32 protein-coding genes are annotated in these 26,592 nt (G+C 72.7%); 20 read left to right on the forward strand and 12 right to left on the reverse strand.

Annotated features, from left to right (window positions below):
• Positions 1 to 99: 99 nt before the first annotated feature.
• The 3 genes from GQQ92_RS09155 (at position 100) to GQQ92_RS09165 (ending at position 2,787) form a co-directional block, all read left to right on the forward strand.
• A complete protein-coding gene (locus GQQ92_RS09155; protein WP_156998949.1) occupies positions 100 to 585 on the forward strand; it encodes a PPOX class F420-dependent oxidoreductase in 486 nt (161 codons plus the stop codon).
• The gene (locus GQQ92_RS09160) at positions 582 to 2,174 is read left to right on the forward strand and encodes an ABC-F family ATP-binding cassette domain-containing protein (protein WP_156998950.1); all 1,593 of its coding nucleotides are present in this window, start codon (positions 582 to 584) and stop codon (positions 2,172 to 2,174) included. The genes GQQ92_RS09155 and GQQ92_RS09160 overlap by 4 nt, the downstream gene beginning before the upstream one ends.
• 136 nt (positions 2,175 to 2,310) lie before the next feature.
• Positions 2,311 to 2,787, forward strand: a complete 477-nt coding sequence (locus GQQ92_RS09165; RefSeq protein WP_232057602.1) for a GNAT family N-acetyltransferase — start codon at positions 2,311 to 2,313, stop codon at positions 2,785 to 2,787.
• Positions 2,788 to 2,912: 125 nt separating this feature from the next.
• On the opposite strand, the gene GQQ92_RS09170 is transcribed toward GQQ92_RS09165, so the two are convergent.
• Entirely contained in the window at positions 2,913 to 3,068 is a 156-nt protein-coding gene (locus GQQ92_RS09170; RefSeq protein WP_156998951.1) for a hypothetical protein, read from the reverse strand.
• A 287-nt stretch (positions 3,069 to 3,355) separates the two neighbouring features.
• On the opposite strand from GQQ92_RS09170, the gene GQQ92_RS09175 reads away from it, so the two are divergent.
• Complete coding sequence (locus GQQ92_RS09175) at positions 3,356 to 3,754, forward strand: PPOX class F420-dependent oxidoreductase (RefSeq protein WP_156998952.1); 399 nt, start codon at positions 3,356 to 3,358, stop codon at positions 3,752 to 3,754.
• Between the two features lie 78 nt (positions 3,755 to 3,832).
• On the opposite strand, the gene GQQ92_RS09180 is transcribed toward GQQ92_RS09175, so the two are convergent.
• Positions 3,833 to 4,300 carry a VOC family protein gene (locus GQQ92_RS09180; RefSeq protein WP_156998953.1) on the reverse strand — a complete coding sequence of 156 codons (468 nt, stop codon included), beginning with the start codon at positions 4,298 to 4,300 and terminating at the stop codon, positions 3,833 to 3,835.
• A 224-nt stretch (positions 4,301 to 4,524) separates the two neighbouring features.
• Here GQQ92_RS09180 and GQQ92_RS09185 point away from each other — a divergent pair, with 224 nt between their 5' ends.
• The 10 genes from GQQ92_RS09185 to GQQ92_RS09230 all read left to right on the forward strand — a co-directional run bounded on the left by GQQ92_RS09185 (position 4,525) and on the right by GQQ92_RS09230 (position 15,834).
• Entirely contained in the window at positions 4,525 to 4,995 is a 471-nt protein-coding gene (locus tag GQQ92_RS09185; protein ID WP_156999130.1) for an SRPBCC domain-containing protein, read from the forward strand.
• Positions 4,992 to 5,309 carry an ArsR/SmtB family transcription factor gene (locus GQQ92_RS09190; protein WP_156998954.1) on the forward strand — a complete coding sequence of 106 codons (318 nt, stop codon included), beginning with the start codon at positions 4,992 to 4,994 and terminating at the stop codon, positions 5,307 to 5,309. Before GQQ92_RS09185 ends, GQQ92_RS09190 begins: the two co-directional genes overlap by 4 nt.
• A gap of 29 nt (positions 5,310 to 5,338) precedes the next feature.
• Positions 5,339 to 5,779, forward strand: a complete 441-nt coding sequence (locus GQQ92_RS09195) for a hypothetical protein (protein ID WP_156998955.1) — start codon at positions 5,339 to 5,341, stop codon at positions 5,777 to 5,779.
• A gap of 119 nt (positions 5,780 to 5,898) precedes the next feature.
• The gene (locus tag GQQ92_RS09200; protein ID WP_156998956.1) at positions 5,899 to 8,808 is read left to right on the forward strand and encodes a lamin tail domain-containing protein; all 2,910 of its coding nucleotides are present in this window, start codon (positions 5,899 to 5,901) and stop codon (positions 8,806 to 8,808) included.
• 207 nt (positions 8,809 to 9,015) lie between these two features.
• Positions 9,016 to 9,501: an NUDIX hydrolase gene (locus GQQ92_RS09205; protein ID WP_156998957.1), complete on the forward strand. Its 486-nt coding sequence runs from the start codon at positions 9,016 to 9,018 to the stop codon at positions 9,499 to 9,501.
• Positions 9,502 to 9,634: 133 nt separating this feature from the next.
• Positions 9,635 to 9,889 carry a BatC protein gene (locus GQQ92_RS09210; RefSeq protein ID WP_197738175.1) on the forward strand — a complete coding sequence of 85 codons (255 nt, stop codon included), beginning with the start codon at positions 9,635 to 9,637 and terminating at the stop codon, positions 9,887 to 9,889.
• Complete coding sequence (locus tag GQQ92_RS09215; RefSeq protein WP_156998958.1) at positions 9,889 to 11,139, forward strand: cupin domain-containing protein; 1,251 nt, start codon at positions 9,889 to 9,891, stop codon at positions 11,137 to 11,139. The genes GQQ92_RS09210 and GQQ92_RS09215 overlap by 1 nt, the downstream gene beginning before the upstream one ends.
• Positions 11,136 to 12,038, forward strand: coding sequence for a sucrase ferredoxin (locus GQQ92_RS09220; RefSeq protein WP_156998959.1), 903 nt, complete (start codon positions 11,136 to 11,138; stop codon positions 12,036 to 12,038). The genes GQQ92_RS09215 and GQQ92_RS09220 overlap by 4 nt, the downstream gene beginning before the upstream one ends.
• Positions 12,035 to 13,405 carry an NAD(P)/FAD-dependent oxidoreductase gene (locus GQQ92_RS09225; protein ID WP_156998960.1) on the forward strand — a complete coding sequence of 457 codons (1,371 nt, stop codon included), beginning with the start codon at positions 12,035 to 12,037 and terminating at the stop codon, positions 13,403 to 13,405. Before GQQ92_RS09220 ends, GQQ92_RS09225 begins: the two co-directional genes overlap by 4 nt.
• Before the next feature lie 11 nt (positions 13,406 to 13,416).
• Positions 13,417 to 15,834 carry an HAD-IC family P-type ATPase gene (locus GQQ92_RS09230; protein ID WP_156998961.1) on the forward strand — a complete coding sequence of 806 codons (2,418 nt, stop codon included), beginning with the start codon at positions 13,417 to 13,419 and terminating at the stop codon, positions 15,832 to 15,834.
• Here GQQ92_RS09230 and GQQ92_RS09235 read toward each other — a convergent pair.
• The gene (locus GQQ92_RS09235; protein ID WP_156998962.1) at positions 15,767 to 16,174 is read right to left on the reverse strand and encodes a hypothetical protein; all 408 of its coding nucleotides are present in this window, start codon (positions 16,172 to 16,174) and stop codon (positions 15,767 to 15,769) included. The genes GQQ92_RS09230 and GQQ92_RS09235 overlap by 68 nt on opposite strands.
• Before the next feature lie 136 nt (positions 16,175 to 16,310).
• On the opposite strand from GQQ92_RS09235, the gene GQQ92_RS09240 reads away from it, so the two are divergent.
• A complete protein-coding gene (locus tag GQQ92_RS09240; protein WP_156998963.1) occupies positions 16,311 to 16,784 on the forward strand; it encodes a cupin domain-containing protein in 474 nt (157 codons plus the stop codon).
• Positions 16,785 to 16,814: 30 nt separating this feature from the next.
• Here the strand turns inward: GQQ92_RS09240 and GQQ92_RS09245 are convergent, their stop codons facing one another.
• From GQQ92_RS09245 to GQQ92_RS09275, 7 genes are all read right to left on the reverse strand, one after another.
• Positions 16,815 to 17,318: a hypothetical protein gene (locus tag GQQ92_RS09245; RefSeq protein ID WP_156998964.1), complete on the reverse strand. Its 504-nt coding sequence runs from the start codon at positions 17,316 to 17,318 to the stop codon at positions 16,815 to 16,817.
• A 100-nt stretch (positions 17,319 to 17,418) separates the two neighbouring features.
• Positions 17,419 to 17,742, reverse strand: a complete 324-nt coding sequence (locus tag GQQ92_RS09250; protein WP_156998965.1) for a hypothetical protein — start codon at positions 17,740 to 17,742, stop codon at positions 17,419 to 17,421.
• Between the two features lie 90 nt (positions 17,743 to 17,832).
• Positions 17,833 to 18,624: an SDR family oxidoreductase gene (locus GQQ92_RS09255; RefSeq protein WP_156998966.1), complete on the reverse strand. Its 792-nt coding sequence runs from the start codon at positions 18,622 to 18,624 to the stop codon at positions 17,833 to 17,835.
• Between the two features lie 6 nt (positions 18,625 to 18,630).
• Positions 18,631 to 19,392 (reverse strand): SDR family oxidoreductase, encoded by a 762-nt coding sequence (locus GQQ92_RS09260; protein WP_156998967.1) that lies wholly within the window; start codon positions 19,390 to 19,392, stop codon positions 18,631 to 18,633.
• Positions 19,393 to 19,491: 99 nt separating this feature from the next.
• A complete protein-coding gene (locus GQQ92_RS09265; RefSeq protein ID WP_156998968.1) occupies positions 19,492 to 19,857 on the reverse strand; it encodes a sigma-70 family RNA polymerase sigma factor family protein in 366 nt (121 codons plus the stop codon).
• A complete protein-coding gene (locus GQQ92_RS09270; protein WP_156998969.1) occupies positions 19,844 to 20,725 on the reverse strand; it encodes an RNA polymerase sigma-70 factor in 882 nt (293 codons plus the stop codon). The genes GQQ92_RS09265 and GQQ92_RS09270 overlap by 14 nt, the downstream gene beginning before the upstream one ends.
• 80 nt (positions 20,726 to 20,805) lie before the next feature.
• The gene (locus tag GQQ92_RS09275; RefSeq protein ID WP_156998970.1) at positions 20,806 to 21,543 is read right to left on the reverse strand and encodes an alpha/beta fold hydrolase; all 738 of its coding nucleotides are present in this window, start codon (positions 21,541 to 21,543) and stop codon (positions 20,806 to 20,808) included.
• Between the two features lie 183 nt (positions 21,544 to 21,726).
• Between GQQ92_RS09275 and GQQ92_RS09280 the strand changes: the two genes are divergently transcribed.
• Positions 21,727 to 22,083, forward strand: coding sequence for a GNAT family N-acetyltransferase (locus GQQ92_RS09280; RefSeq protein WP_197738176.1), 357 nt, complete (start codon positions 21,727 to 21,729; stop codon positions 22,081 to 22,083).
• Between the two features lie 56 nt (positions 22,084 to 22,139).
• Here GQQ92_RS09280 and GQQ92_RS09285 read toward each other — a convergent pair whose 3' ends face one another.
• Positions 22,140 to 22,415 (reverse strand): hypothetical protein, encoded by a 276-nt coding sequence (locus GQQ92_RS09285; protein ID WP_156998972.1) that lies wholly within the window; start codon positions 22,413 to 22,415, stop codon positions 22,140 to 22,142.
• Between GQQ92_RS09285 and GQQ92_RS09290 the strand changes: the two genes are divergently transcribed.
• Entirely contained in the window at positions 22,398 to 23,633 is a 1,236-nt protein-coding gene (locus GQQ92_RS09290; RefSeq protein WP_156998973.1) for an HNH endonuclease, read from the forward strand. The two genes, GQQ92_RS09285 and GQQ92_RS09290, sit on opposite strands and share 18 nt — an antisense overlap.
• Positions 23,634 to 23,674: 41 nt before the next feature.
• Here GQQ92_RS09290 and GQQ92_RS09295 read toward each other — a convergent pair whose 3' ends face one another.
• A complete protein-coding gene (locus GQQ92_RS09295) occupies positions 23,675 to 24,082 on the reverse strand; it encodes a DUF6855 family protein (protein ID WP_156998974.1) in 408 nt (135 codons plus the stop codon).
• Positions 24,083 to 24,213: 131 nt separating this feature from the next.
• On the opposite strand from GQQ92_RS09295, the gene GQQ92_RS09300 reads away from it, so the two are divergent.
• Genes GQQ92_RS09300 through GQQ92_RS09310 form a run of 3 tightly spaced genes read left to right on the forward strand, consistent with a single transcriptional unit; the run spans position 24,214 to position 26,523 of the window.
• Complete coding sequence (locus tag GQQ92_RS09300; RefSeq protein WP_156998975.1) at positions 24,214 to 24,747, forward strand: DUF6069 family protein; 534 nt, start codon at positions 24,214 to 24,216, stop codon at positions 24,745 to 24,747.
• Positions 24,748 to 24,751: 4 nt separating this feature from the next.
• A complete protein-coding gene (locus GQQ92_RS09305; protein WP_156998976.1) occupies positions 24,752 to 25,912 on the forward strand; it encodes a sensor histidine kinase in 1,161 nt (386 codons plus the stop codon).
• On the forward strand, positions 25,909 to 26,523 hold the full coding sequence (locus GQQ92_RS09310; RefSeq protein ID WP_197738177.1) for a response regulator transcription factor: 615 nt from the start codon (positions 25,909 to 25,911) through the stop codon (positions 26,521 to 26,523). Before GQQ92_RS09305 ends, GQQ92_RS09310 begins: the two co-directional genes overlap by 4 nt.
• Positions 26,524 to 26,592: the final 69 nt, after the last annotated feature.

The raw sequence follows: 26,592 nt of genomic DNA on the forward strand, positions 1-26,592 counted from the left end.
CCCGCCGACATCCGCTCGGGCGCAACGCAACGCAACCCAACGTCAGCGGCGGCGGCTAGAGTCGTGCGCGGCCCGCGAAGCCGCATCTGAGAGGATCCAATGCCCGAGTCCGAGCTGCCCGAGTCCGAGTCGACGCCCCGGGAGCCGTCCGCCGAGCCCGCCCCGCTCGCCGAACCCGCCCCGCTCGCCGAGCCCGCCATGCGCGCCCTCGGCGACGAGACCTACGTGAGCCTGCGCAGCTTCAAGCGCGACGGCGGGCACGTCGACACGCCCGTCTGGGTCGCCTCCGTCGAGGGGCGGCTGCTCGCCTTCACCGACGAGACGACCTACAAGGTCAAGCGCATCCGCCGGAACGCGGATGTCGAGCTCGCCGCCTGCTCGATGCGCGGCGAGGTGTCGGGCCCGTGGCATCCGCTCTCCGCACGCATCGTCGACGGCGAACTCGAGTTCGCGACCCGCGCCTACCGCGTCTTCGGCCGCAAGTACGGGTTCCTCTACTGGGCGCTCACCGCGACCTCGCGCCTCACCGGGGCGCTGAAGCGCCGCGTCGTGCTCGAGTTCTCGCCGCGGGGAGCCGCGTCGTGAGCCTGATCCGCCTGAACGACGTCGGCATCGAGTTCGACGGGCGCCCCGTGCTGAAGGAGGCGTTCCTCAAGCTCAAGGCCGGCGACCGCGTCGGCCTCATCGGCAAGAACGGCACGGGCAAGACGAGCCTGCTCGAGGTCGTGCTCGGCCGGCGCGAACCCACCAGCGGCACCCGCGACGTGACCCTCGGCACGACCATCGGCTACTTCTCGCAGTTCTCCGAGCTCGACGGCGAGCAGTCCATCCAGCAGACGCTGAGCGCGCACTTCGCCGACGTGCACGAGACGCAGGCGCGCCTCGACGAGATCGGCACGGCGCTGGCCGAACCCATGGGCGACGACGAGATGACGCGCCTGCTCACCGAGCAGGGCGAGCTGTTCGAGCGCATGGACCACATCGGCGGCTGGACCTACGAGACCACCATCGACACGGTGCTCACGCGCCTCGGCTTCGATTCCGAGCGCCGCGCCCTGCCCGTCGGGCGGTTGTCGGGCGGATGGCGCAACCGGGCCGCGCTCGCGCAGATCCTGATCCAGTCGCCCGACGTGCTGCTGCTCGACGAGCCCACGAACTTCCTCGACCTCGACGGCGTCAAGTGGATCGAGAACTGGCTCCAGGGCTTTGCCGGCGCCGTGCTCGTCGTCTCGCACGACCGGCAGTTCCTCGACGGGGTCGTCACCCGCATCATCGAGGTCGAGAACTACCGCTTGCAGGAGTACGAGGGCGACTACTCGGCCTACGTGCACGCGAAGCAGTCGCGGCTGAAGATGCTCGAGAAGCAGTTCGCCCACGAGGAGGAGCTGCTGGCCTACGAGCAGGCCGCGTCGGCCGCACGCCGCGAGGCCGCCCGCAACCCGTCGAACGCGGTCGCCCGCCGGCTCGCCGACATCAAGAAGCGACGGGCGCCGCGCCCCATCGACCAGATCATCACGGGCATCTACGACGGGTTGCGGGTCAGCAACGACCTGCTCACCGTCACCGGCCTGACCAAGGGATTCGGCGGCGAGCCGCTCTTCGAGGGCGTCTCGTTCGACCTCAAGCGCGGCGACCGGGTCGCGGTGCTCGGCTCGAACGGCTCGGGCAAGTCGACGCTGCTCGACGTGCTCACGGGCGTCACCGAGGCGGATGCCGGAACCGTGCGCTGGGCGAAGGGCGCCCGGTTCGTGTCGTACAACCAGGTGTACGCCGAGCTCGACCTCGCCGACTCGGTCGGCCACGCCGTGAACGCCTACCCCGACTCGCTCGCGTTCACCGCGACGAAGAAGTCGGTCAACCGGTTCCTCGCGATGCTGCAGTTCTCCGAGGCCGACCTGCAGCAGAAGATCGGCACCCTCTCGGGCGGGCAACGGGCGCGCGTCGCGATCGCCCAGTGCCTGCTCTCGGGCGCCGCGGTGATCGTGCTCGACGAGCCCACCAACCACCTCGACATCACGTCGACCCAGGTCATGGAGCGCGCGCTCACCCACTTCCCGGGCGCCGTCGTCGTCGTGTCGCACGACCGCTTCTTCGTCGACAAGCTCGCCGACCGGCTGCTCGTCTTCGAGGGCGGCGGGCGCGTGCGCGAGACGCCGGCGACGGGGGCGCTGTAGCCGGCCCGGTCACGCTGGGCTGAAGACCTTCGGATGCCGCGGCGTGCCGCCCGCGCACGGCGGCGTGTCGCGGCATCCGCCAGCCCGCACCGACCCGTGAAACACCCGCGACATCCGGTCGTCGCAGAATAGTCGGGTGCCCGAACTCGTGATCGACCTCGCCGACCTCGCCGACCCGCGCGTGCTGCGCCTGCTCGAAGACCACCTCGCCGACATGCACGCCACCTCGCCCGCCGAGAGCGTGCACGCGCTCGATGTGGGCGGCCTGGCCGACCCGACGGTCACGTTCTGGGCGGTCTCCGACGGCGAGGGGGCAGGCGCCGCGGTGCTCGGCTGCGTCGCGCTGAAGGAGCTCTCGCCGGTGCACGGCGAGCTCAAGTCCATGCGAGCGGATGCCGCGGCGCGAGGCCGCGGCCTCGGTCGCCGCCTGCTCGAGCACGTCCTCGACGAGGCGCGCGCCCGAGGCTACGCCCGCGTCAGCCTCGAGACCGGCACGGAACCGTTCTTCGCGCCCGCCCGCTCGCTCTACGAGAAGGCGGGATTCTCGGTGTGCCCGCCGTTCGGCTCGTACGTGCTCGACCCCAACAGCGTCTTCTACACGCTCGAGCTCTGACGCCCGGCCCGCTCCGCCCGGCCCACCACGCCCGGGAATCCCGTTGCGGCATCCGAATCCCGTGCGAATCGGATTCCGGCGCGACAACGGGATTCCTCCGCCAGGGGTGGACCGCGCGTGACGCCTCAGCGCCGCGAGGCGAAGAACGCCGCGATGTCGCCGGCGAGCCGGTGCACGCCCGCCTGCGCGTGGCGGCCGCGGCATCCGCGGTGCTCGATCGCATCCATCCGGCGTTCGGCATCGTCGAAGAGATCTCGGCCGACGAATCGATGCTCCTTCACCGGCGCCGACAGCCTCGACACGGTCGCCGCGTATATCGGCATGCTCGGCATGGACTTCACGGTCGAGTCGCCGCCCGAGCTGCGCGACCTGCTTGGGGTCTACGCCGACCGTTACCGCAGGGCGGCCGCCGCGCACACCGAGATCTGACCGCCCGAGTGCGGAATCGGCGCGTGAGTGCGCAAACGGTGCCGCCGATTCGGCACTCAGGCGCCGATTTCGGGTCGAGAACCCGCGGCGGCGCGAGCGGAGGCGGGCGTGGGCGCCGCGCGTGCGGTTGACTGGTGGCATGACGATCGAACTCGACGAGCACGCCGCCCGCATCCTGAACGCCCCCGTCTTCGGGCACCTCGCGACCGTGCGGCCCGACGGCTCCGTGCAGGTGAACCCGATGTGGTTCGAACTCGACGCCGACGCGGGCGTCATCCGCTTCACGCACACGACGAAGCGCGCGAAGTACCGCAACCTGCAGCAGAACCCGCACATGACGCTCGAGGCGCTCGACCCCGAGAACCCGCTGCGCTACGTCGAGGTGCGCGGGCGGCTCGCGACGGTCACGCCCGACCCCGAGGGCGCGTTCTACGTGCACCTCGGCAAGCGCTACGGCAACCCCGAGCAGCAGGCTCCCGATGACAAGGCCGACCGGGTCGTCCTCGAGCTGCGCATCGAGAAGGTCAACGGCCGCTGAGCACGGTGGCGGATGCCGCGGGCCGAGCGGATGCCGCGGGCCGACCGGATGCCGCGGCGCCGGCCCCGCGGCATCCGATCAGGCGTTCTCGAGCTCGGCGATGACGATCTTCTTCTGACGCATCATCGTCTGGATCTGCTCGGGCCGCCGGATCAGCTCGCCCATGTTCGCGGGCACGATCTGCCAGCTGATGCCGAAGCGGTCCTTGCACCAGCCGCACTGCTCGGACTCGGGCACGTGCGAGAGCTTCGACCAGTAGTGGTCGATCTCGGCCTGGTCGGCGCACTGCACGACGAACGAGATCGACTCGTTGAACGTGAAGAGCGGCCCGCCGTCGAGGCACACGAAGCCGACGCCGTTCAGGGTGAACCGCCCGTTCAGCACCTTCTGCGACATGCCCTCGAAGTGCTCGTCGAGCGACTCGTCGGGGTACGGCTCGATCGAGTCGATGCGCGAGTTCGGGAAGACCTCGACGTAGTACTCCATGGCTTCGCGCGCCTGGTCGTCGAACCACAGGCACGGCTGGATGGGCGAGAGCTGCGCCATCGGTGACCTCCTCGTTCGGCGGCGCCGGGGCCGGCGCCGTACCCGGCACACGCTACGCCGCCGTGGCCCGGATGTCAGCCGTCGGCGCCGACGCACGCGGGCGACGGTCGCGCCCACATGCAACTTCACGGTTGCATCGGCAGGAAGTATGTGCAACTCTGGGGTTGCAGCAAGAAGCAACCGAAGAGTTGCACCTCTCATCGAAAGGAACGATCATCGTGAGCATGACCGACAACGAGGCATCCGTCATCGACGAAGCCGCCTACACGGTGCGCCGCACCATCCGCATCGGCGCCGCCGTCGAGCGGGTGTGGCAGGCCATCACCGAACCCGAGCACATCAGCCGCTGGTTCGGGAAGGCGGAGCTCGACGGCTCCGGGCCCGGCGCCAGGGGGAGCCTGACGTTCGAGAACTACGGGCGCGTGCCGCTCGTCATCGAGGCGGTCGACGCGCCGCGCAGCATCTCGTACCGCTGGGGCAACGACGACGCCGCGGGCGAACTGCCCGCCGAGGTCGGCGAGCGGTCGACGGTCTTCACCTTCACGCTCGAGGCCGTGGCCGACGGCACCGAGCTGACCGTCGTCGAGACCGGATTCGACGCCACCTCCGACCCCCGCTCGAACATGCTCGACCACGCCGAGGGCTGGGTCTCCGAACTCGACAAGCTCGTCGCCCTGCTCGAGGGCGACGCGTGACGAGCGGAACGCTGGTCCCGGTGTTCGCCGCATTGGGCGACGAGACCCGCTGGTCCATCCTGGCCGCGCTCGGCGAGGGCGACGCGTCGGCGTCCGCCCTCGCCGGGCGTCTGCCCGTGAGCCGGCAGGCCATCGCCAAGCACCTCGTCGTGCTCCAGGAGGTCGGTCTCGTCGAACCCGTGCGGGTGGGCCGAGAGGTCCGCTTCCGCGTGATCGGCGCGCAGCTGAGCGACACCGCGCGCAGCCTCGAGACCATCGGCGCCCAGTGGGATCGCCGCCTCGCCGCGATCAAGGAGATCGCCGAGGGCCTCTGACCCTCCGGCCCACGTCGTACGGTTGGGGGATGGACGCCTGCGCCGCCCTCGCGGAATCGATCGAGCGACTCGCCGAGCGCGGGTATTCGAACCGTCGGTTCCTGAAGGAGCTCGGTCGCGTCGGCGGCGTGCGCCGCGGGCCGCTGTGGATCACCGACGCCGCCTCGGGCGGCAGCAACCGGCTGCGCGGCCGCGGGTTCCGGGCGCGGGTCGACGACGACACCGACGGCCAGGCCCGTCACTTCGCGGGCACCGTCGCGGTGACCGTGCGCATCGGCGGGCGCCTCTCCGGCTGGTTGACGACGCATGTGCTGCGCGACGGCCCCGGCACCGCCGATGGCCGGCTGAGCGCCGAGGCGATCGAGTTCGTCGGCCTGATCAGGTCCGGCGTGCTCGAGCAGGCGGATGCCGCGAACTGGGTTCGCCGGCGGCTCTGCGGCGCCGGGGCGGGCTCGGGCTTCGGCGACTGACGGCGCTGCACCGCCTCGACACGGGGCGGTCCCCGGCGGTTCACCGTGGAGCCACCTCCCGTTCAGCGCCGAGCGGTCGAGTGGACGGCGACCCCTCACCCCTCGTCAGGAGCGCCTCCATGCCGTCCTCCCCATCCATCCGCCGCGCCTCCGCGATGTTCACGGCCGTCGCCGTCGCGTCCGGCGCAGCGCTGCTCGCGCTGCCGAGCGCGGCGCTCGCCGCAGACGGCGCAGCCGCCGGCGTCGTCGTCAACGAGATCGTCTACGACACCGCCTCGCATGGCACGGTCGACTCGATCGAACTGTTCAACGCGTCATCCGCCGCCGTCGACGTGTCGGGCTGGGCCGTCATGGACGACAAGCGCTCCGAGCGGGGCACGATCCCGGCGGGCACGACGCTCGCGTCCGGCGGATTCCTCGTGCTGGCGAAGGACGCGACGCCGCTCGGGTTCCCGTTCGGGCTCGGCAAGGGCGACGAGGTCGTGCTCGTCGACGCGGCCGACGCCGTCGTCGACTCGTACGCCTACGCGGCGACCGCGCCGCTCGCCGACTGGTCGCGCTGCGCCGACGGCGGCGACTGGGCCCACGCGACGGCGGTCACGCTCGGCGCGGCGAACCTCTGCGACGAGCCCGAGCCGCCGGCGACGCCCGGTTCGGTGCTCATCAACGAGGTCGATTCCGGCCCGGCCGACTGGATCGAGTTCATCAACCCCGGCACCGCCGCCCTCGACCTCGGCGGCTATGAGGTGCGCGACAACAGCGACGACCACCGGTGGTTCTTCGCCGCCGGCACCTCGATCGCCGCGGGTGAGCGTCTCGTCGTCGAGGCATCCGCCATCGGTGCGGATGCCGCGGGCGCCCCGCTCGAGTTCCAGGCCGCGATCGGCATCGGCGGGTCCGACTCGATCCGCCTGTACGACCGCACCGCGACGCTGCTCGACGAGACCTCGTGGAACGGCCACCCGGCCATCGACGGCGACGAGGCCGCGGCGAGCTACGCCCGCTGCCCCGACGCGACGGGCGACTTCGCGCTCGCCCGCGTGACGCCCGGTGCCGCGAACGACTGCGTGCTGCCCGCGATCGCGATCAACGAGGTCGAGTCCAACGGCGACGCGACCGACTGGGTCGAGGTCGTCAACACCGGCACGACGCCCGTCGACCTCTCGGGCTGGACCCTCATGGACAACGACCCGGTCGGTCATGCCGCCGACGTCACGCCCGTGGCATCCGGCACCGTGCTCGCCGCCGGTGAGCGCTACGTCTTCGACGGCGCGACCGACTTCTCGTTCGGCCTGGGCGGGGCGGATGTCGCGACCGTCCGCAATGCGGCCGGGCTCACGGTCGCCGAGTACGGCTGGTCGGCGCACGCCGCCGTCACGTGGGCACGCTGCCCCGACGGCACCGGCGAGTTCGGGGAGAGCGAGACGTCGACGAAGGGCGCGGCCAACGCGTGCGGCACCGACCCGACGGACCCGACGGACCCGACGGACCCGACCGAGCCGGTCGCGGTTGCGTGGCCCGGCTCGGCCGAGGTGACGGTGGTCGACGAGGCCGCGATGTTCATCGAGGACTCGTCGGGGCTCGACACCCAGCAGACGGCCGACGGGGTCGTGCTCTGGGCGGTCGACAACGGCACGGGCACGTTCTGGAAGCTCGACGCGGAGGCAGACGGCGGCGTCGCGTTCGCCGACGGGTGGAGCGAGGGCAAGCGCGTGCGCTTCCAGCGCGACGCGGCCGCTCCCGGCAAGGCGGGCCCCGACACTGAGGGCATCACGGCCGCCGGCGACGGGCGCATCTACATCGCCTCCGAACGCGACAACGCGAACAAGGGCGTGAACCAGAACACGATCCTCGCGGTCGACCCCGAGGCTCCCGGCCCCGACGTCGTCGCCGCGCAGGAATGGGACCTCACGGCCTCGCTCCCGCAGGTGGCCGCGAACACGGGCCTCGAGGCGGTCGAGTGGATCTCGGATGCCGACCTCGCGGGTCTCGTCGACGCGAACACGGGTGCGGTCTACGACCCCGCCGACTACCCCGGCCACGGCGACGGGCTCTTCTTCGTCGCGGTCGAGGACAACGGCGTCGTGTACGCCTACGCGCTGAACGCCGACGGCTCCTTCGCGCAGATCGCCGCGATCGACCCGGGCCTCGGCGGCGTCATGGCGCTCGACTACGACACCGTGCTCGGCGAGCTCTGGGCCGTGTGCGACAACGGCTGCGAAGGCGAGGCGGCGCGCATCGCGTTCACCGGCGCCGAGCCCGCGATCGTGCACGTGGCGCGCCCGGCGGGCATGCCGAACCTCAACAACGAGGGCTTCGCGACCGCCCCGGCATCGCTGAGCTCGGCGGAGCCCGCCCCCTCGCTCGTCACCTCGCGCCCCGTCTGGTGGTTCGCCGACGGCGAGCGCCCCGGCGCGCTCCGCAGCGGCACCCTGCCCGGCGCCGGCTCGGTCGACCCGATCGACCCGACCGACCCGACCGACCCGACGGACCCGACCGACCCGACGGACCCGACCGACCCGACGGACCCGGGCTCCGCTCCGGCGCCGATCGACGAGTCGCTCCTGACCGACGCGAACCGCGGCGGCGTGACCGCGCCGGCGTCGGCCCGGCCGGGGGAGGCCCTGCCGGTCGACGTGGGCACCGCGCACGCCGGTGAGACGGTGTGGGCGTGGGTGTACTCGACGCCGACGCTGCTCGGATCCGCCGCCGTCGGACTCGACGGCGTCGTCACGGTGACCCTGCCCGATGCGCTGCCCGCCGGCGAGCACAAGGTCGTCATCCAGGCGGCCGACGGCACGCTGATCGGCTGGGCGCCGGTCACGGTCGTCGCGGCATCCGACGGTTCGGCATCCGACGGCTCGGACGCCGACGGTGCAGCCCCCGCGGCGACGGGCGACTCGACCGGGCTCGCCGACACGGGCGCCGAGGTCTCGGGCGGGCTCTGGGCCGCCGGCGTCCTGCTCCTGCTCGGCGCCGGCGCGGGCGCGGTCGCGCTGCGTCGCCGTCGCACGGAGGCCGCAGGCTAGCCACCGGCCCCGAACACCCGCGGATGCCGCGGCAGCACGTGCTGCCGCGGCATCCGCTGTGCGCAGGAATCCCGTTGTGCCGTCCGAGTCCCGTTCGATCCGGATTCCACGTGTACTGCGGGATTCCGGCGCGGGCCCGTGCCGCGGGGCGGCTCCGCCGGCGGCTCCGCGGGGCGGCTCCGCCGGGGGAGCGCGTAGCGTGAGCGCATGGCCACCCCAGACTTCGTGCTCGAACTCCGCCGCCACGTCGGCACCGCGCCGCTCTCGCTCGTGGGGGTGACCGCGATCATCGTGCGGGGCGACGAGGTGCTGCTCGGGCGCCGCTCCGACAACGGGGCCCTCACCCCGATCACGGGCATCGTCGATCCGGGCGAGGAGCCGGCGGATGCCGCGGTGCGCGAGGCGCTCGAAGAGGCCGCCGTGCGCATCCGCGTCGACCGCCTCGCGTGGGTGCACCAGATGCCCCGCATCACGTACGGCAACGGCGACGTGGTCGACTACCTCGACCTCGTCTTCCGCTGCACGTGGGTCGAGGGGGAGCCGTATCCGGCCGACGGCGAGATGACGGAGGTCGGCTGGTACCCGCTCGCCGACCTCGCCGGCGTGCAGGAGCAGCACCTGCCGCGCATCGAGGCGGCGCTCGGGCAGGGCGGCGGCCCGAGCCGGTTCGAGGGCGGCGCGGCGCCCGCCTGACGCACGCCCGGCCCCCGCGACCCGGAGTCGCCCGGCCCGCTCTGTCAACCCGTCGTGGGCGCGGCATCCGCTCGGTAGCGTGGCCGCAGACGCACCGCGGCACGGGGTCGCGGTGTTCGAGAAGGGGGACGGCATGTCCATCGGAGACGAAGACATCACGCTCGAGCCGAAAGACGGACGCGAGGGCATCGCCGAGCCGGCGAACGGCAGGCAGGACCTCTCGGAGCCGGATTCGACCGACCGGGGCGGCGAGGGCGCGGCCGACGGCGGCGCGAACCCGAACGGGCACGACGGCGGTGCCGACGGGTCGGCGGATGCCGGCGAGGGAACGGCCGACGGCGGCGCGAACCCCGACGGGCACGACGGCGGTGCCGACGGATCGGCCTGATGGCGGCGGCGGAGCGCGGGCCGGAGTCCCGGCCCGCGCTGTCGCGCTGCATCGGGATCCCGGCGCAGCGGTTCGCCGATGAGGTGTGGGCGCGTTCGGCGCTGCTGTCGCGCGCGCACGAGCTGCCGTCGGGGTTCGACGACCTGTTCGGCGCCGACGCGGTCGACGAGCTCGTCACGCGGCGCGGGGTGCGCACCCCGTTCATCCGCATGGCCCGCGACGGCACGGTGCTCCCGGCCGCGGCGTACACCGGCTCGGGCGGATACGGGGCCGAGGTGGGCGACCAGGTCGCGAGCGACCGCGTGTTCGAACGGTTCGCCGAGGGCGCCACGATCGTGCTGCAGGGCCTGCACCGGCTGTGGCCGCCCATCATCGACTTCACGCGTCGGCTCGCCGACGAGCTGCGGCATCCGGTGCAGGTGAACGCGTACGTGACCCCGCCGTCGGCGCAGGGCTTCGACCCGCACTACGACACGCACGACGTGTTCGTGCTGCAGGTCTCGGGCGAGAAGCACTGGCGCATCCACGCGCCCGTGCACCCGGATCCGCTCGCCTCCGAGCCGTGGAGCGGGCATGCGGGCGAGGTCGCCGAGGCCGCGCTCGGGGAGCCCGTCGTCGACGCCGTGTTGCGGCCCGGCGACGCGCTCTACCTGCCGCGCGGGTGGATCCACTCGGCGACCGCGGGCGGCGACGCGACGTCGGTGCACCTCACGGTCGGCATCTCGACGACGACGCGGGCCGACGTCGTCTCCGCGCTCGTCGCGCGCATCGACGAGAGCGAGCGGTTGCGCGCGTCGTTGCCGCTCGGCATCGACGTCGCCGATCCGGCGCAGTTCGCCGAGGTGTTCCGCGAGACCGTCGAGGCCCTGACGGAGTTCATCGGTGCAGCGGATGCCGCCGGCACGGCCGACGCGCTCGCCCGACGCTTCGAGCGCGACATCCGCCCCGAGCCGGTGGCTCCGCTGGCCACGCTCGCGGCGATGACCCGGCTCGACGGCTCGTCGACGGTGCGCTGGCGCGACGCGCTGCACGCACGCGTCGAGCGCGACGGCGACCGGGTTCGCATCGTGACGCAGGCGAAGACCCTGTCGCTCCCGGCCGAGGCGGAGGAGGCCGTCCGGCGTCTGGTCGCCGGCGATCCGATCGCCGTGGGCGAGTTGCCCGGTCTCGACTCGGAGAGCGCGGTCGTGGTCGCCCGCCGGCTCGTGCGCGAGGGATTCGCGGTGACCCCGGCGGTGACCCCGGCGTGAGCGCCGAGCCGTGGGCGCCGTGCAGCGATCGTGCCCGGGAGCGGGGTGATCCGCTCGCGGGCACGGCGCCGCCGGGCATCCGCTGGCTGCTGGTTGAGGCCGCGACGGGGTGGGGGCCGAACGCGCTCCTCGACCCGCCCTTCGACCCGGCGCTCGGCCGGCAGCTCGTGCGCCGTGCCGAGGCGAACGGGTTCCGGATCCTCGCGATCCGCCGCCCCGGCCGCCGAACGGCCCCGACGTCGCAGCGCTGGGCGATCGTGGACTCCCGCCCCGGCCTCGAGTCGATCGTGTGGGGCGAAGCGGCGGATGCCTCGGAGCTGACCCGGCTCCCGCTCGACGGCTCGACGGGCACGCGTTCGACGCGGCCCGTGTTCGCGGTCTGCGCGCACGGCCGCCACGACCGGTGCTGCGCGGTGCGCGGACGACGGGTGGCCGTCTCGCTCGCGGCCGTCAGGCCGGAGGAGACGTGGGAGTGCTCGCACGTCGGCGGCGACCGGTTCGCCGGCACGATGGTCGTGTTCCCGCACGGGCTGTACTACGGCTACGCCGACGACGGCGATGCGAGCCGCATCGTCGACGCGTTCGACGCGGGCCGGGTGCTGCACGACCGGCTCCGCGGCCGGAGCACGTTCAGCCGTGCCGTGCAGACGGCGCAGCACCACGCGCGGGAGGCGTTCGGCGACGACCGCATCGAGGCGTATCCGCCGCTCGACGAGCAGCCGACCGACGGCGGCGTGCGGGTGCGGCTCGCCGACGCCGACGGCGTGCCGATCGCGGTCGAACTCGCCGAAGCCGTGTCGCCGCCGCTACTCTCGACATGCGCCGCGACGCGGCTCGTGCAGGTGGGCCGGTACGAGCTTCGCGAAGCCCCGCGGCGTCGACCGGAGGAGATCGCATGACCGACAACGGCGGAGTGTCGTTCTGGTTGCAGCAGGTCGGCCTGCCGTCCCCTCGCCCCGCGTTGCCGGGCGACCTGTACGCCGACGTCGCGATCGTCGGGGCCGGCTACACGGGGCTCTGGGCGGCGTACTACCTCAAGCGCGACCGACCCGACCTGCGGGTCGCGGTGATCGAGCGCCGTTTCGCCGGGTTCGGCGCGTCGGGCCGCAACGGCGGCTGGCTGACGAACTCGGTCACCGGCGGGCGCGAGCAGTACGTGAAGCGGCACGGGCGCGACGCCGCGATCGCCCAGCAGGTCGCGCTCAACGACACGGTCGACGAGGTCATCCGGGTGGCCGAGGCCGAGGGCATCGAGGCCGACATCCGCAAGGGCGGCGAGCTCACGGTCGCGAACACGCCCGCCCAGCTGGGCCGCCTGAAGGCGTTCGCCGCCGCCGAGCAGTCGTGGCCGGCGACCGACCTCGAGCTGCTCGACGCGGCGCAGACCTCGGCCAGGGTGAACGTGGCGGGTGCGCTCGGCGGCGTCTGGCATCCGCACTGCGCGCGCGTGCACCCGGCGAAGCTCGCGCTCGGACTCGCCGAGGCGGTCGAGCGGCTCGGGGTCGTCATCTACGAGAACACGACCGTCACCGAGATCCGCGAGGGCGAGGCGCGCACCGATCACGGCACCGTCCGCGCCGCGCACATCCTGCGGGCGACCGAGGGGTTCACCGCCGATCTGCACGGCGAGCATCGCACGTGGCTGCCGATGAACTCGTCGCTCATCGTGACCGAGCCGCTCGCGGCATCCGTCTGGCAGGAGCTCGGCTGGAACGGGCGCGACACGCTCGGCGACATGGCGCACGTCTACATGTACGCCCAGCGCACGGCCGACGACCGCATCGCGTTCGGCGGACGCGGCGTGCCCTACCGGTACGGTTCGCGCGTCGATCAGGACGGCCGAACCCAGGAGCGCACGATCGAGAGCCTCACCGCCCTGCTCGGCCGGTTCTTCCCGGCCGCGTCGGATGCCGCGATCGAGCACGCCTGGTCGGGGGTGCTCGGCGTCCCGCGCGACTGGGCGGCCACCGTCGGGCACGACCGTTCGACGGGCCTCGGCTGGGCGGGCGGCTACGTCGGCACGGGCGTCACCGCGACGAACCTCGCGGGGCGCACGCTGCGCGACCTGGTGCTCGGGCACGACACCGAACTGACCCGGCTGCCGTGGGTGGGCCGCCGCGCCCGCCGATGGGAGGTCGAGCCGTTGCGCTGGCTCGCCGTGCAGGCGATCTACGGCGCGTACCACGCGGCCGACCGGGCGGAGGCGCGCGGGCGCGCGACCACGTCGCCCATCGCGCACGTCGCCGACCTCGTCGCCGGACGGTAGGGCGGGCGGCCATGGGCGCGACGGAGGTCGAGACCTCGACCGGTCTCACGGCGGCCGAGGTCGCCGAGCGCGTCGCCGACGGCCGGTCGAACGCGTTCACGCAGCAGTCGAGCCGCAGCGTGTCGAGCATCGTCCGCGCGAACGTGCTCACCCTGTTCAACGGCATCATCGCCGCGTGCTTCCTCGTGCTGCTGCTGCTCGGCCGCTGGCAGGACGCCCTGTTCGGCATCAGCGCGATCGCGAACACGATCATCGGGTCCGTGCAGGAGTTCCGCGCCAAGGCGGCGCTCGACAAGCTCGCGCTGCTGCACGCGCCACACGCGAGGGTGCGGCGCGACGGGTCCGTGCGCGAGGTGGCCGTCGCCGAGGTCGTGCTCGACGACCGGCTCGTGCTGCGCGCGGGCGATCAGGTTCCGGCCGACGCCCGCGTCGTGGCGTCCGCCCACCTCCAGCTCGACGAGTCGATGCTCACGGGCGAGTCCGACGCGGTCGACAAGGCGCCGGGCGACGAGGTGCTCTCTGGCTCGATCGTCATGGCCGGCGAGGGCGAGGCGGTCGTCGTGCGCGCGGGCGCCGACTCGTTCGCGAACAGGCTCGCCGCCGAGGCGAAGAAGTTCTCGCTCGTCGCGAGCGAACTGCGCTCCTCGATCGACCGGGTGCTGAAGGTCGTCAGCTGGATCGTCGGGCCCGTCGCGCTGCTCGTCTTCAACGCGCAGATGTTCGTGTTCGGCGGCTGGGAGCAGGCGATCTCCTCGGGCGACTGGCGACAGGCCGCGGTGAACACGATCGCGGCGCTCGTCGCGATGATCCCGCTCGGCCTCGTGCTCATGACGAGCATCGCGTTCGCGGTCGGCGCGGTGAAGCTCGCGCGGCAGCAGGTGCTCGTGCAGGAGCTCGCAGCGGTCGAGGGCCTCGCCAGGGTCGACCTCATCTGCCTCGACAAGACGGGCACGCTCACCGAGGGCAGCATCGTCTTCGACGCCGAGCACCCGCTCGCAGCGGATGCCGCAGCACCCGGTTGGCGGTCGGTGCTCGCCTGGTACGGCAGCGAGCCCGACGCGAACGCGACCGCCCGCTGCCTCGCCGAACCGTACCCCGAGGCGCCGGAGGCCGCCCCCGTCGCCCGCATCCCGTTCTCGTCGGCGCGCAAGTGGAGCGCGGTCGAGTTCGCCGGGTCGGATGCCGCGGGGTCGGATGCCGCGGGCAGCTGGGTGCTCGGCGGGCCCGAGATGGTCTTCCCCGACGACCGGCTGGCGGGCGCATCACGCGAGCTCGCGGCATCCGGGCTCCGCACGCTCGTGCTCGCGCACGGCAGCGAACCGCTCGACGAGGCCGCAGAGGCACTGCCCGCCGACCTGGAGCCGGTCGCGCTCGTGACGTTCCGCGAGCGCATCAGGCCGGATGCCGCGGAGACGCTCGCGTACTTCGCCGATCAGGGCGTCGCGGTGCGCATCATCTCGGGCGACAACCCCGACACCGTCGCCGCGATCGCGCGCAGCGTCGGCCTCGACGCGCCCACCGGCTTCGACGCGCGGCAGCTGCCCGAGGACCCGGTCGCGCTCGCCGAGGTGCTCGAACGGCACCTCGTGTTCGGCCGGGTCACGCCGCAGCAGAAGAAGGCGATCGTGGTCGCGCTGAAGCAGGCCGGGCGCACGGTCGCGATGACCGGCGACGGCGTGAACGACGCGCTCGCGATCAAGGAGGCCGACATCGGCATCGCGATGGAATCCGGTGCGGCGGCCACGAAGGCGGTCGCGCGCATCGTGCTCCTCGACGGACGCTTCTCGCATCTGCCGCACGTGGTCGCCGAGGGGCGGCAGGTCATCGCGAACATCGAGCGGGTCTCGATGCTGTTCCTCACGAAGACGGTCTACGCGACCGGCCTCGCGGTGCTCTTCGGCGCGTTCATCCTGGAGTTCCCGTTCCTGCCGCGGCAGCTCTCGGTGATCGACGGGCTCACGATCGGCCTGCCCGCGTTCTTCCTCGCGCTCATGCCGAACGCGAGGCGCTACGTGCCCGGGTTCCTGCGGCGTTCGCTGAGCTTCGCCATCCCGGCGGGCGTCGTCGTCGCCCTCGCGCTGTTCGTCTACAGCTGGGCGGCCACCCGGGCCGGCATCGGCGAGCAGGAGCTCCGCACCGGATCGACGCTGCTGCTCACGATCATCGGCCTCTGGGTGCTGACCGTGCTCTCGCGCCCGATCGACGGGTGGAAGATCCTCATCATCGGCTCGATGATGGTCGGCCTGATCCTCGTCTACTCGGTGCCGCTCGTGACCGAGTTCCTGATGTTCGTGGACCCGTCGGTCGAGACGGCCGCCCTCGTGCTCCTCGTGTCGGTCGTGAGCATCGCGGCGATCGAGGTCATCCGGTTCGCGCACCTGCGGTACGTGCGAAGAACCGCGCGGTTCGACCCGTCCACAACACCGTGACGGCGGATGCCGCGAGCACGAGCTGCGCGATGACGAACCACTGCTCGGGCGAGGCGACGAGGCTCACGACGTCGAGCGCGATGGCGATGCCGAGCAGCACGGTCACGAGCACGCGCGCGTCGCGCCTGGCCCTGGTGAGGCCCGCGGCGATCGAGATCATGAAGAGCCCGAGCAGCACGCCGGAGGAGCCGACGACGGTGACGACGAATCGCTCGCCCTCGGCCGTGTCGGGCGCGTAGCGGGCGAAGATGAGCGCGATGCCCGCGAGGATCATGACGACGCCGTTGAGGTAGCCGAGCACGACCGCGGCGATGAGCTCGGGCGGCGGTCGTTTCGGCATACCCGGACCCTAGCCGACCGGCGCCGCCCCCGCACGGGTGCGTTCGCCGTGCCGCTTGCGCCGTGCCGCCTTGCACAGGCGGCGCCGCGGGCGCAAGGGCTGGCCGCCCGCGGCGGGGTCGGCATATCGTCTGAGCATGACGATCGACAACGGACCTCAGCCGAACGTGTTCGACCTCGAGACGGCGACGAAGCAGAACGACGACTACCGCACGGTCGCGTGGAGCGGCAAGTACCTCCAGGTGACGCTCATGTCGATTCCCGTCGGCGCGTCGATCGGTCTCGAGGCGCACCCCGAGACCGACCAGTTCCTGCGCCTGGACGCGGGTCGCGGCCTCGTGAAGATGGGTCCGTCGGAGCACGACCTGCCCATTCAGGAGGAGGTCTCCGACGGGTGGAGCGTGCAGGTGCCCGCCGGCACCTGGCACGACGTCGAGAACATCGGCGACGAGCCCATGCGCCTCTACGTCGTGTACGCGCCCGTGCACCACGCGGCCGGCATCGTGCAGCCGACGAAGGGCGACGCCGACCGCGACGAGGAGTCGGGCGTCGACGAGCCGCCCGCCTGGGCCGTGGAGCCCGAAGAGGGCCGGCCCGACGAGCACGCCTGAGGCTCGGTCGAGGGCTCGACCCCGGGGCCATCACCCCAACGTCGTGCGCACGATGTCGACGTTGCCGAAGACGAAGCCGTCGAGGAAGAACGGTTCGGTGCCGTCCCACTGGTCGAGCGGGATCGACAGGAACGACACGAGCGTGACGACCGACCAGGCTGCGACGACGGCGACGATGACGATCGCCGTGCGGTCGAGCACCCGGATCGCCGACGCCTGATCGCCCGCCCGGAGCACCCGGCTGATCGCCACGAGCACCGCGACGGCGATGAACACGAACACCAGCCCCGACGGCTTCAAGGTCAGCTGCACGCACTGCGGCACGACCTCGGTCGGATCGCCGTTCGCGTCGAGGTAGCCGCCGTCGCCGGTCGCCCCGCCGGGGCATCCGCCCTTCGAGGCCGTCACGAGCGTGCCGTAGACGAGCGCGGTGACGCCCGCCCAGATCAGCAGGCGACGGATGCGTCGGATCACGGCCGCGCCGGGGATGGTCGCGAGTTCCGCGCCCGGTGCGCGGTCGAGGGTCTCGGGCATGACGCCTCCGAACGTAGGGATGGCGACATGCTGCCAGCGTCGGATGCCGCAGCACAAGGGCGGCGCGGCGGTCACCGCCGGGCGGGCACCGCCCTCGGGCCTACGGGCGCGACGACGGGCGCCCGCCGTCGCGCATGCTCCCGCGGAGGAACGGCAGCGCCGGCGCGCGGTAGGCGAGCGCCGGGGCGTGCTGCGGCTCGAGCGCGAACTCGGCCTGCCCGAAGCGCCAGACGCGGTTGAACAGGTACACCCCGATGAGCGCCGTCTCGCCCGCGGGCACCTGCCACGTGCCGACGCCCCACTGCGCGGGCTGGCCGCGCCCGCCGATGACGAGCGTCGGCCGGACGCCCCAGTAGAGCGCGAACCACGGCCGGTGCAGGGTCAGCTCGATGCGGCGGGTCGCGTGCGGGTCATGGGCGGTCACCGGCCAAGGCTAACCGCCCCGGGGTGAGGCGGCGGAACGGGATGCTCGATGCCGCGATGAGCATCATCACGCCCGCGTCCGGGCAGCCGATCAGGACCTGAGCGGATGCCGCGTCGCGGGCTCGTACGGCCGCCCGCCGGTCGCGAACCAGTCGTCGTAGCGCGTGGGGGCGATCGTCGCGTCGGGGCCGGGCAGGAGCTCGTGCTCGTCGAGATCGGTGCCGAAGTACCGGGCGAGCGGATCGACCACGACGTCGCGCAGGTCGTGCCGGAGGCGCAGCTGCCGGCGGACGAGCTCCTCGAGGCGGAAGCGTTCGGGGCCGGCGAACTCGACCACGCGGCCGAGCGGCGGACCGGCTGCGGTGACCGCCACGGCGGCGGCGACGTCGTCGGCGGCCATGGGCTGGAAGAGCGCGCGCGAGAGCCGGACGACCTCGCGATTCGTGCCGGCGTCGGCGATGTTCGCGATGAACTCGAAGAACTGGGTCGCGTGCACGATCGAGTACGGACGACGCGACTCGCGGATGAGCCGTTCCTGGGCCGCCTTCGCCGCGAAGTACCCGCCCTCGCTGCGGGCGAGACGGTCGGTGCCGACGACCGAGAGCGCGACGTGATGCGCGACGCCTGCCGCGGCGCCGTACGTGAGCAGGTTCAGCGTCGACCCGTAGAAGAACTCGCTCGCCGCGGCCTCGTCGAGGGAGTCGCTGTTCGACACGTCGACGAGGGCGTGCGCACCGGCGAGGGCCTGCTCGAGGCCCTCGCCGGTGTACGAGTTCACGCCGGTCGCCCGTGAGGCGACGACCACGTCGTGTCCGTCGGATTCGAGCCGAGCCACGACCCGGGTGCCGATGAGGCCGGTGCCGCCGATGACCGCGATGCGCATGGCGGGTTACCTCACCGGGGCGGGCCGGGCTGCCAGCCAGTCCGCGAAGGTCGTGGTCGACAGCTGCGCGTCGGGGCTCTCGGGCACGAGCTCGGTTCCGGTGAGCTTCGTGCCGAAGTACGGCGCCTCGGGGTCGCCGATCACGGTGCGGGCGTCACCCTGCGCGGCGAGGGCGATGCGCACCAGCTCGTCCTGGCCGATGCGCTCCGGGCCGCCGATCTCGACGATGCCGTTGATCGGCTCGTGGGCGGCGACGCGGGCGACGGCGGCCGAGACATCCGCCGCGGCCATGGGCTGCATGAGCCCGGTGCTGAGCGTCGCGGTGCCGTCGACGGTCGCCTCGTCGGCGATGCGCCCGACGAACTCGAAGAACTGCGTCGCTCGCACGATCGAGAAGGGCAGGCCCGATTCCGAGATGAGCCGCTCCTGCGCGACCTTCGCCCGCAGGTAGCCGCTGTTCGGCAGCAGTTCGGCGCCGACGATCGAGAGGGCGACGTGGTGGGTCACGCCCGCGGCGCGCTCCGCGTCGAGCAGGTTGGCGGTCGACGCGGTGAAGAACGACATCACGTCCTCGTCGGCGAACGACGGCGAGTTCGACACGTCGACGACCACGTCGGCACCCGCGAGCGCCTCGGCCAGCCCCTCGCCGGTGACGGTGTTCACACCCGAGTTCGGGGAGGCGGCGAGCGCCTCGTGGCCGTGCGCGGCGAGGAGCTCGACCACCTTGGATCCGATGAGGCCCGTGCCTCCGATGACGACGATCTTCATGACTGTTCTGCCTTCCGTCGGGGCGGCGGTGTCTCCGCTGCCGTCATGAAGCTCAGACCGGGCGGCCGTCGCGGATGTGACGGATGCCGCGCAGATCGCTCAGTCGGTCTGGGGTCGGCGACGGTTCCAGGAGGCGAGCTTCCGGGGTGCGGTCGAGATCCACAGGCCTCGGATCGACTCCGAGCCCTCGATGACGGCGACGCCGATCACCCGGCCGTCGGGGCGGCGCAGCGCGAGGCCGGGGTGCCCGTTGGCGTGCACCCGCACGAGCGAGGCATCCGGATGTCTCGCGAGCCGCCCCTCGAGCTCGCGGATGACGTGCGAACGACCGCGGGTCTCGCCTCCGGTCTCATCGCCGGAGTCGACGACCATGCGCACGTCGGGGGAGAGCACGCTCGCCAGTCCGACCTCGTTCCACGGGCGCAGGGCGACGAGGAGGCGAGCGGCGAGGTCATGCCGTGGCACGAGCGGTCACGGCGCCGAGCTTGTCGGGGTTCATCATCCAGAGCACCTGGTCGATGCCGTCGGCGCCCGCGACCACGGCGATGACCGCGAAGACCGTGCCCTCCTTCGACAGGACGAGGGACGGACGGCCGTTCGTCTCGGCCTCGACGACGTCGACCCCCTCCCAGAAGTGCGTGTGGAAGGCGCGCACGAACTTCGCGACCCGCAGGCGCCCGACCACCGGGAACTTCGAGGCGCGCACGCGGCCGCCGCCGTCGGAGTACGACACCACGTCTTCCGCGAAGAGCCGCTCGAGCTCGACGAGGTCGCCCGACTTCGCGGCCGCGAGGAACGCGGTGAGCAGGCGGCGCTGCTCGGGAGGGCTCGCCTCCCGACGGCTCTCGCCGGCGAGGTGCTTGCGGGCACGGCTCACGAGCTGCCGTGCCGCGGGCTCGGAGACCTGCACGATCTCGCAGATCTGCTCGTACGGATACGCGAACGCCTCGCGCAGCACGTAGGCGGCGCGCTCGGTGGGCGTGAGCTTCTCGAGCATGACGAGCACGGCGTAGCCGAGGGCCTCCGCGCGTTCGGCGCCGAGGGTCGGATCGGCGCTCGTGTCGACCGGCTCGGGCAGCCACGGGCCGACGTAGGTCTCGCGCCGCGCCCGCGCCGACTGCAGCGCGTTGATCGCGAGCCGGGTGGTGGCGGTCGCGAGGAACGCCGGCGGATCCAGCACGACGCTGCGGTCGGTGCCCTGCCAGCGCAGCCACGCGTCCTGCACGATGTCCTCGGCCTCGCTCGCGCTGCCGAGCATGCGGTAGGCGATGCCGAAGAGCCGCCCGCGCACGGCCTGGAACGCGGCGAGCGCATCCTCGAGGTTCGCATCCATGTCGTGATCCTGTCAGTCGGCGGCCGGCGCGGCGAGCGCCTTCGCCAACTGAGACCGAACAGGGTGCGGGGTTGTGACGGCTACGCGGCGGCCCGCGTCCCGGTCACGGCGCGCACAGCCTCGAGGATCGTCGCGGCGACCTCTTCCGGCTGCGAGACCGTGATGGCGTGCGAGGCGCCCGCGATCTCGGTGGTTCCGCGTGCTCCGGCCCGCTCGGCTCCGGCGCGGTGCACCGCGACCGGGATGTTGCGATCCTCGCTGCCGAAGACGTGCCACGACGGCCGGTCGGTCCATCCGGGCTTCGCGGCCTGCACGGCATCCGTCAGGGCGGTCTGGGTCACCGGGCGCTGCGTCGCGCCCATCAGGCCGGCGACCGGGGCCGGCACGTCTGCGGCGAACTGCTCGTGGAACCGGTCGCGCCGGATCACGAACTCGACCCCGCCGGTCGCGACCGGATGGGCGTCCAGCGCATCGCCGAGGGTCGAGCCCGGCTCGCTCGCCGACAGCGAGAACGCGGTGTCGCCCTGCTCCGGAACGAAGGCCGCTGCGTACACGAGGGCCGCGACCCGGTCGTCGCCGGCGGATGCCTCGCTGATCACGAGTCCGCCGTAGGAGTGCCCGACGAGCACGATCGGGCCATCGACGGATGCGAGGACGTCGCGCACGTACGCGGCGTCGCCGGCGAGGCTGCGGAGCGGGTTCGCGGCGGCGACCGAGGCGATCCCCTCCGCGTGGAGGCGTTCGATGACGCCGTTCCAGCTGGCGGACTCGGCGAATGCGCCGTGCACGAGCACGACGGTCGGCTTCTGATCTGACATGGCGGTTCCCTTCTCGACTCGTTCCCGCCGTGTGCGGGGGCGACATCAACTCAGACCGGACGCGACGGCCCGATGTGACGACGGGCGCCGCGCCGCGGCATCCGCTCGGCGTGTTCGTCACGATCCGACCTTCTGCGCGGTCCTCGCTCGTGACAGGGTGGAACACGAGCAGAGGAGCGCATGATGAGCACGGATGACCCCGACGTCGTCGCCGCCGAGGTGCGGGAGGTCGATCGGCCCTCGGCTGAGGCCGAGATCGAGATCGAGGTGCATCGCCTCGACGACCGGTACTCCGCCACGATCGAGGGCCGCGAGATGGCGCACCTGAGCTTCGCCGAGAAGGAGGACGGGCGGGTCGTCGTGCTCTCGACGGTGGTCGAACCCGAGTTCCGGGGGCGCGGCATCGCGGCCGACCTCATCGCCGACGTGCTCGACGATCTGCGCGATCGCGGGGTTCGCATCGCCGCGGTGCGCTGCCCGGTCGTCGCGGCCTTCCTGGAGGCGAATCCCCAGTACGCGGATCTGCTCGACGAGGGGTAGCGGGTCGGCGGCGTCGACTCACTCGTCCTCCACAGGGGCTCGATCTGCGGCGTTCTTCACAGGCGATTCTGCTGGTCAGGGGTGATTTCTGCGGCCATTCGGATGTCGGTGGGTCGTGATGCGATGGAGGCACGGAACTCCTCGAGACGGCCGCCTTCCCCGGGCGCACGAGCGATCTCGAGGCGACGCTGCAGGTCGACCTGGCGGCTCATCTGGGGGCCGACCTGCGGGCGATCTCCGATCTCGAGCGCGACATCCGCATCGCCCGGGCCGAGCAGTTGCGGCTGGTGGCCGCCGCCCGTGAGCGGGCGGCCTTGCTCGAGGGCGTGCACGACGGCAGTTCCGCCGCCGATCGGGCGTTCGCGACGCGCGCGTTCGTCGCCGAGTTGGCCACGGCGCTCGTCGTGCCCGCCGCGCGGGCGTCCGGCATGGTCGGCGACGCGATGCGGCTCGAGCAGCTTCCGGCGGTCCGGGCCGCGTTCGCCGCGGGCGACGTGGGGCACGAGCATGTGCGCGCCGTCATCGAGGTCACGACCGGCGCCTCGTCCGAGCTGACCGCCCGGCTCGAGGCCGAGGCCGTCGAGCGGGCGTCACACCAGACCGGCGCGTCGCTGCGTCGCAGCCTGCTCCGGCTGCGCGAGCGCCTCGAGCCGCGTCCGCTCGAACTGCGTCGCGCCGACGCCGAGCGCGAGCGCCGGGTGTGCATCGAACCGGCGCGCGACGGCATGGCCTGGCTCAGCGTCTTCATGCGGGCCGAACGCGCCCACGCCGTCAAGGCGCGGCTCGACGCGATCGCCGCCCGCGCCGAAGACGGAGCCGCGACGCACCTCGGTGCGCCCGCACCCGCACCCGGCCTCGCCGACCGCACCACGCCGACCCAGCGGGCCGCCGACCTCGCGGGCGAACTCCTGCTGGCGGGCGAGCTCTCCGCCGAGCTCCCCGGCGAGGCCGCGGTGTCCGGCTCGGCGCGCGGCTCGGCGCCCGGCTCGGCGCGCGACTCGACCGGCCTCGCGCGGCTCACCGCGCTCGGAGCCGTGGTGCCGCGCATCCTCGTGACGGTGCCGGTGCTCTCGCTGCTCGGCCGCACCGACGAGCCGGCCGAACTCGACGGCTACGGCCCGATCGACGCCGAGACCGCCCGTGAGCTGGCCGCGCATGCGCCGAGCTTCCAGCGCATTCTGACCCACCCCGAGTCCGGCGCCTTCCTCTCCTACGGGCGCACCGCGTATCGGGTTCCCGCAGATCTCGCCGGGTATCTCGCCGTCCGCGACGGCGGTTGCCGGTTCCCGGGGTGCGGGCGTCGTGCCCGCCAGACCGATCTCGACCACACCGTCGACTGGGCTCGCGGCGGACAGACCGGCCACGAGAACCTCGCGCATCTCTGCCGTTCGCACCATCGTCTGAAACACCGGACACGTTGGCGCATGGTGCAGGAGCCCGGCGGCGTGATCCGCTGGACCTCCCCGAGCGGGCGCGAGATCCGCACCTCCCCCGAGCGCCCGTTCGTCGCGCCCGCGCGCGAGGCCCGGCAGCCCGAACAGACTGGCTGATCACGACGTGATGGCACCCTGCGCTCGAGCCGCCCGACCCCTCAGATCGCGCGAACGCGGTTGTTCCGCGCGTCGTGCGTGAGCTCGACCAGGCCGAGTGCTTCCAGCAGCGGCGGCAGGTACATGCCGAACCGCCCACGGTAGCCCTTGCGCAGGCCGTACCACCCGCCCACCGGGTTGCCGGGGTCCCGGCCCCACGCCTCCACGGTGCCCGCGACGGGATCCTTCTTCTCGTCGGCCGCGCCGAGCGGAACCCAGTCGCCCTGCTCGCGCAGCCACGCGTGCAGGTCCTCGATCGCGCTCACGCGGTACTTCAGCGTCGTCGAACCGACCTGGCAGACGAGCGCCGGCGGATCCGACGCGTCATCGCGGTACATCTCATACCCGCTCGTGCCCGGCGCCGTGTGCAGCCGCCACGGGTCGTCCTTCGTGCCGGTGCCGTTCGTCATCGTCGTGCTCCGTTCCCAGATGTCGGGGTGCCGCCGATGCTCCTCCGGGTGCGCGGCCGTGACATCCGTCCCGTCGAACTCGGGACATCCGACTCTGCCGAGCCGAATCCCTCGTTCGTAGCGTCGAAGGCATGAACGAGACGACCACGCAGATGACCTCGGCACGCAACGCCGAACACGACCGAGCGGATGCCTCGAGCCGAGCCCGCCGCCGGATCAGGAGGGCCGTGACACTTGCCCTGGCGGTCGTGTTCCCGCTGCTCGTGTGGGCGGCCGCCGTACCGCTCGCGGGCCTCGACCTCATGGTGGGTTCCGGGGCCGCCGCCCAGAGGGTCGCACCGCCGGCGATCGTCGTCGCAGCGCTGTTCGCCGGATGCGCGGCGTGGGCCGTGCTCGCCTTGCTCGAGCGGTTCACGCGGAGCAGCGGCCGGATCTTCGCCGTCATCGGGTGGACGGTGCTCGCGCTCTCGCTGCTCGGCCCCGTGCTGACCGGCGCGAAGCCTGCGGTACTCGGCGTCCTGCTCGCGATGCACCTCGTCACGGGGGCGACGCTCATGATCGGGCTGCCGAGGCCGGCCCGGCGACACAGGACCACGGCGGAGGGGCGTGACGTAGATTGGCGACGGGACGAGACTCCGACCAGACCACGATTCCCGAACGAGTGAGACGATGACGACGATCGACGAACTTCACGGCTCCACGCCACGGCCGACGGCGACATGGCTCGCCTACCGGCCGGGCCCGTGGCTCTCCCTGATCGCCGCACCGGTCCTGCTGCTCGCCCCGCTCGTCTCGGCGATCTCGGCGGGCGACTGGGGGCGAGCGGCGTACGTGTTGCTGCTCGGCGGCGTGTTCGCCGTGGCGGTGACGCTTCCGTTCGGGTCGCGTCGCCGCCCCACCGTCGTGACCGAGCTGCTCTTCGCCCTGCTGCTCCTCCTCTGCACCGGCTACCTCGTGCTCTGGCACGTCGACGAGGCGCTGCTGTTCCCGCTGCTCGCGGTCGCGGCGTCGCTCGCGGTGCGACGCCGGTGGGCGATGGGCGTGGTCGGTTCGATCGCGGTCACGGGCGCGATCGCCGTCGGCCTCGACACGCGATCGCTCGGCGCGGCGGTGCTCGTGGGATTCGCCGCCTTCGCGGGCGGGGCCGGGAACTTCCTCGTGCAGTACTACGTCGCCCTGGCCCGCGAACTCGATCGCACCAGGGGGCGGCTCGCGGTCGCCGCGGTCGCCGAGGAGCGCCTGCGGTTCTCCCGCGACCTGCACGACCTGCTCGGGCACTCGCTCTCCGTCATCGCCGTGAAGTCCGAGGTGGCTCGGCGCCTCATGGAGCGCGATCCGGATGCCGCCGGCGCACACATCACCGAGGTCGAGGCGATTGCGCGCGAAGCGCTGCGGGAGGTCAGGACCGTCGTCGTCGGTTCACGGTCGGTCAGCCTCGCGCACGAGATCGCGGGCGCCCGGCGTGCCCTCGAGGACGCGGGCGTCGAGACCGAGGTCTCCGTGCCCGACCGGCCGCTCCCGCTCTCCGTCGACGCGGTACTCGGCTGGGTGGTGCGCGAGGGCGCGACGAACATCCTGCGGCACGCTCGGGCGCGCATGTGCACGATCGAGGTGACGGTCATGGGCCGACGCGCCGGCATCGAGGTCGCCGACGACGGGCCCGCGCGGGCCGACGCGCGCCGGGTCCCGGCATCCGATCCGAACGGAAGCGGACTCGAAGGCCTTCGCGAACGCGTGGCGGCGGCGGGCGGCGAATTCGCGGTCGAGGTCTCGGCGACGCGGTTCCGCATCACGGCGTCGGTACCGCTGCCCGGGGAGGAGCAGCCGTGAACGATCCGACGACGATCCTCATCGCCGAGGACCAGCGCATGATGCGGTCGGCGCTCGCCACGCTGCTCGAACTCGAGGACGACCTCACCGTGGTGGGCGCCGTCGGGCACGGCGACGAGGTGCTCGCCGCCGCGCAGCGACGGCGCCCCGACGTCGTGCTCCTCGACATCGAGATGCCGGGACAGAGCGGGCTCGACCTGATCGCCCCGCTCATCGCGGCCCGGCCCGAGTGCGACGTGGTCGTCGTGACGACCTTCGGCCGACCCGGATACCTCGCGCGCGCGCTCGCCGCAGGGGCGCGGGGGTTCCTCGTGAAGGACGACCCGGTCGAACAGCTCGCCGCGGCGATCCGGCGGGTGCGCGCCGGCGAGCGCGTCGTCGACCCCCAGCTCGCCGTCGAGTCCATCGGCCTCAGCGAGAGCCCGCTCACCGCGCGCGAGGCCGACGTGCTTCGGGCGTCCGCCGACGGCTCGACGATCGAGGACATCGCCGGGCGGCTCTCGCTCTCGTCGAGCACGGTGCGCAACTACCTCTCCAACGCCATCGGCAAGCTCGGCGCCCGCAACCGTCTCGAGGCCTTCACCGCCGCCCGCGATCGCGGCTGGCTCTGAGCCCGGGCTCGCGCGCGACGCGAGAGGCCGTGACACGAGGCATCCGCTCGCTCGCGCGTCTACGATTGG

Source organism: Agromyces terreus, assembly GCF_009749465.1.
In the GTDB taxonomy this organism is placed as follows: domain Bacteria; phylum Actinomycetota; class Actinomycetes; order Actinomycetales; family Microbacteriaceae; genus Agromyces; species Agromyces terreus.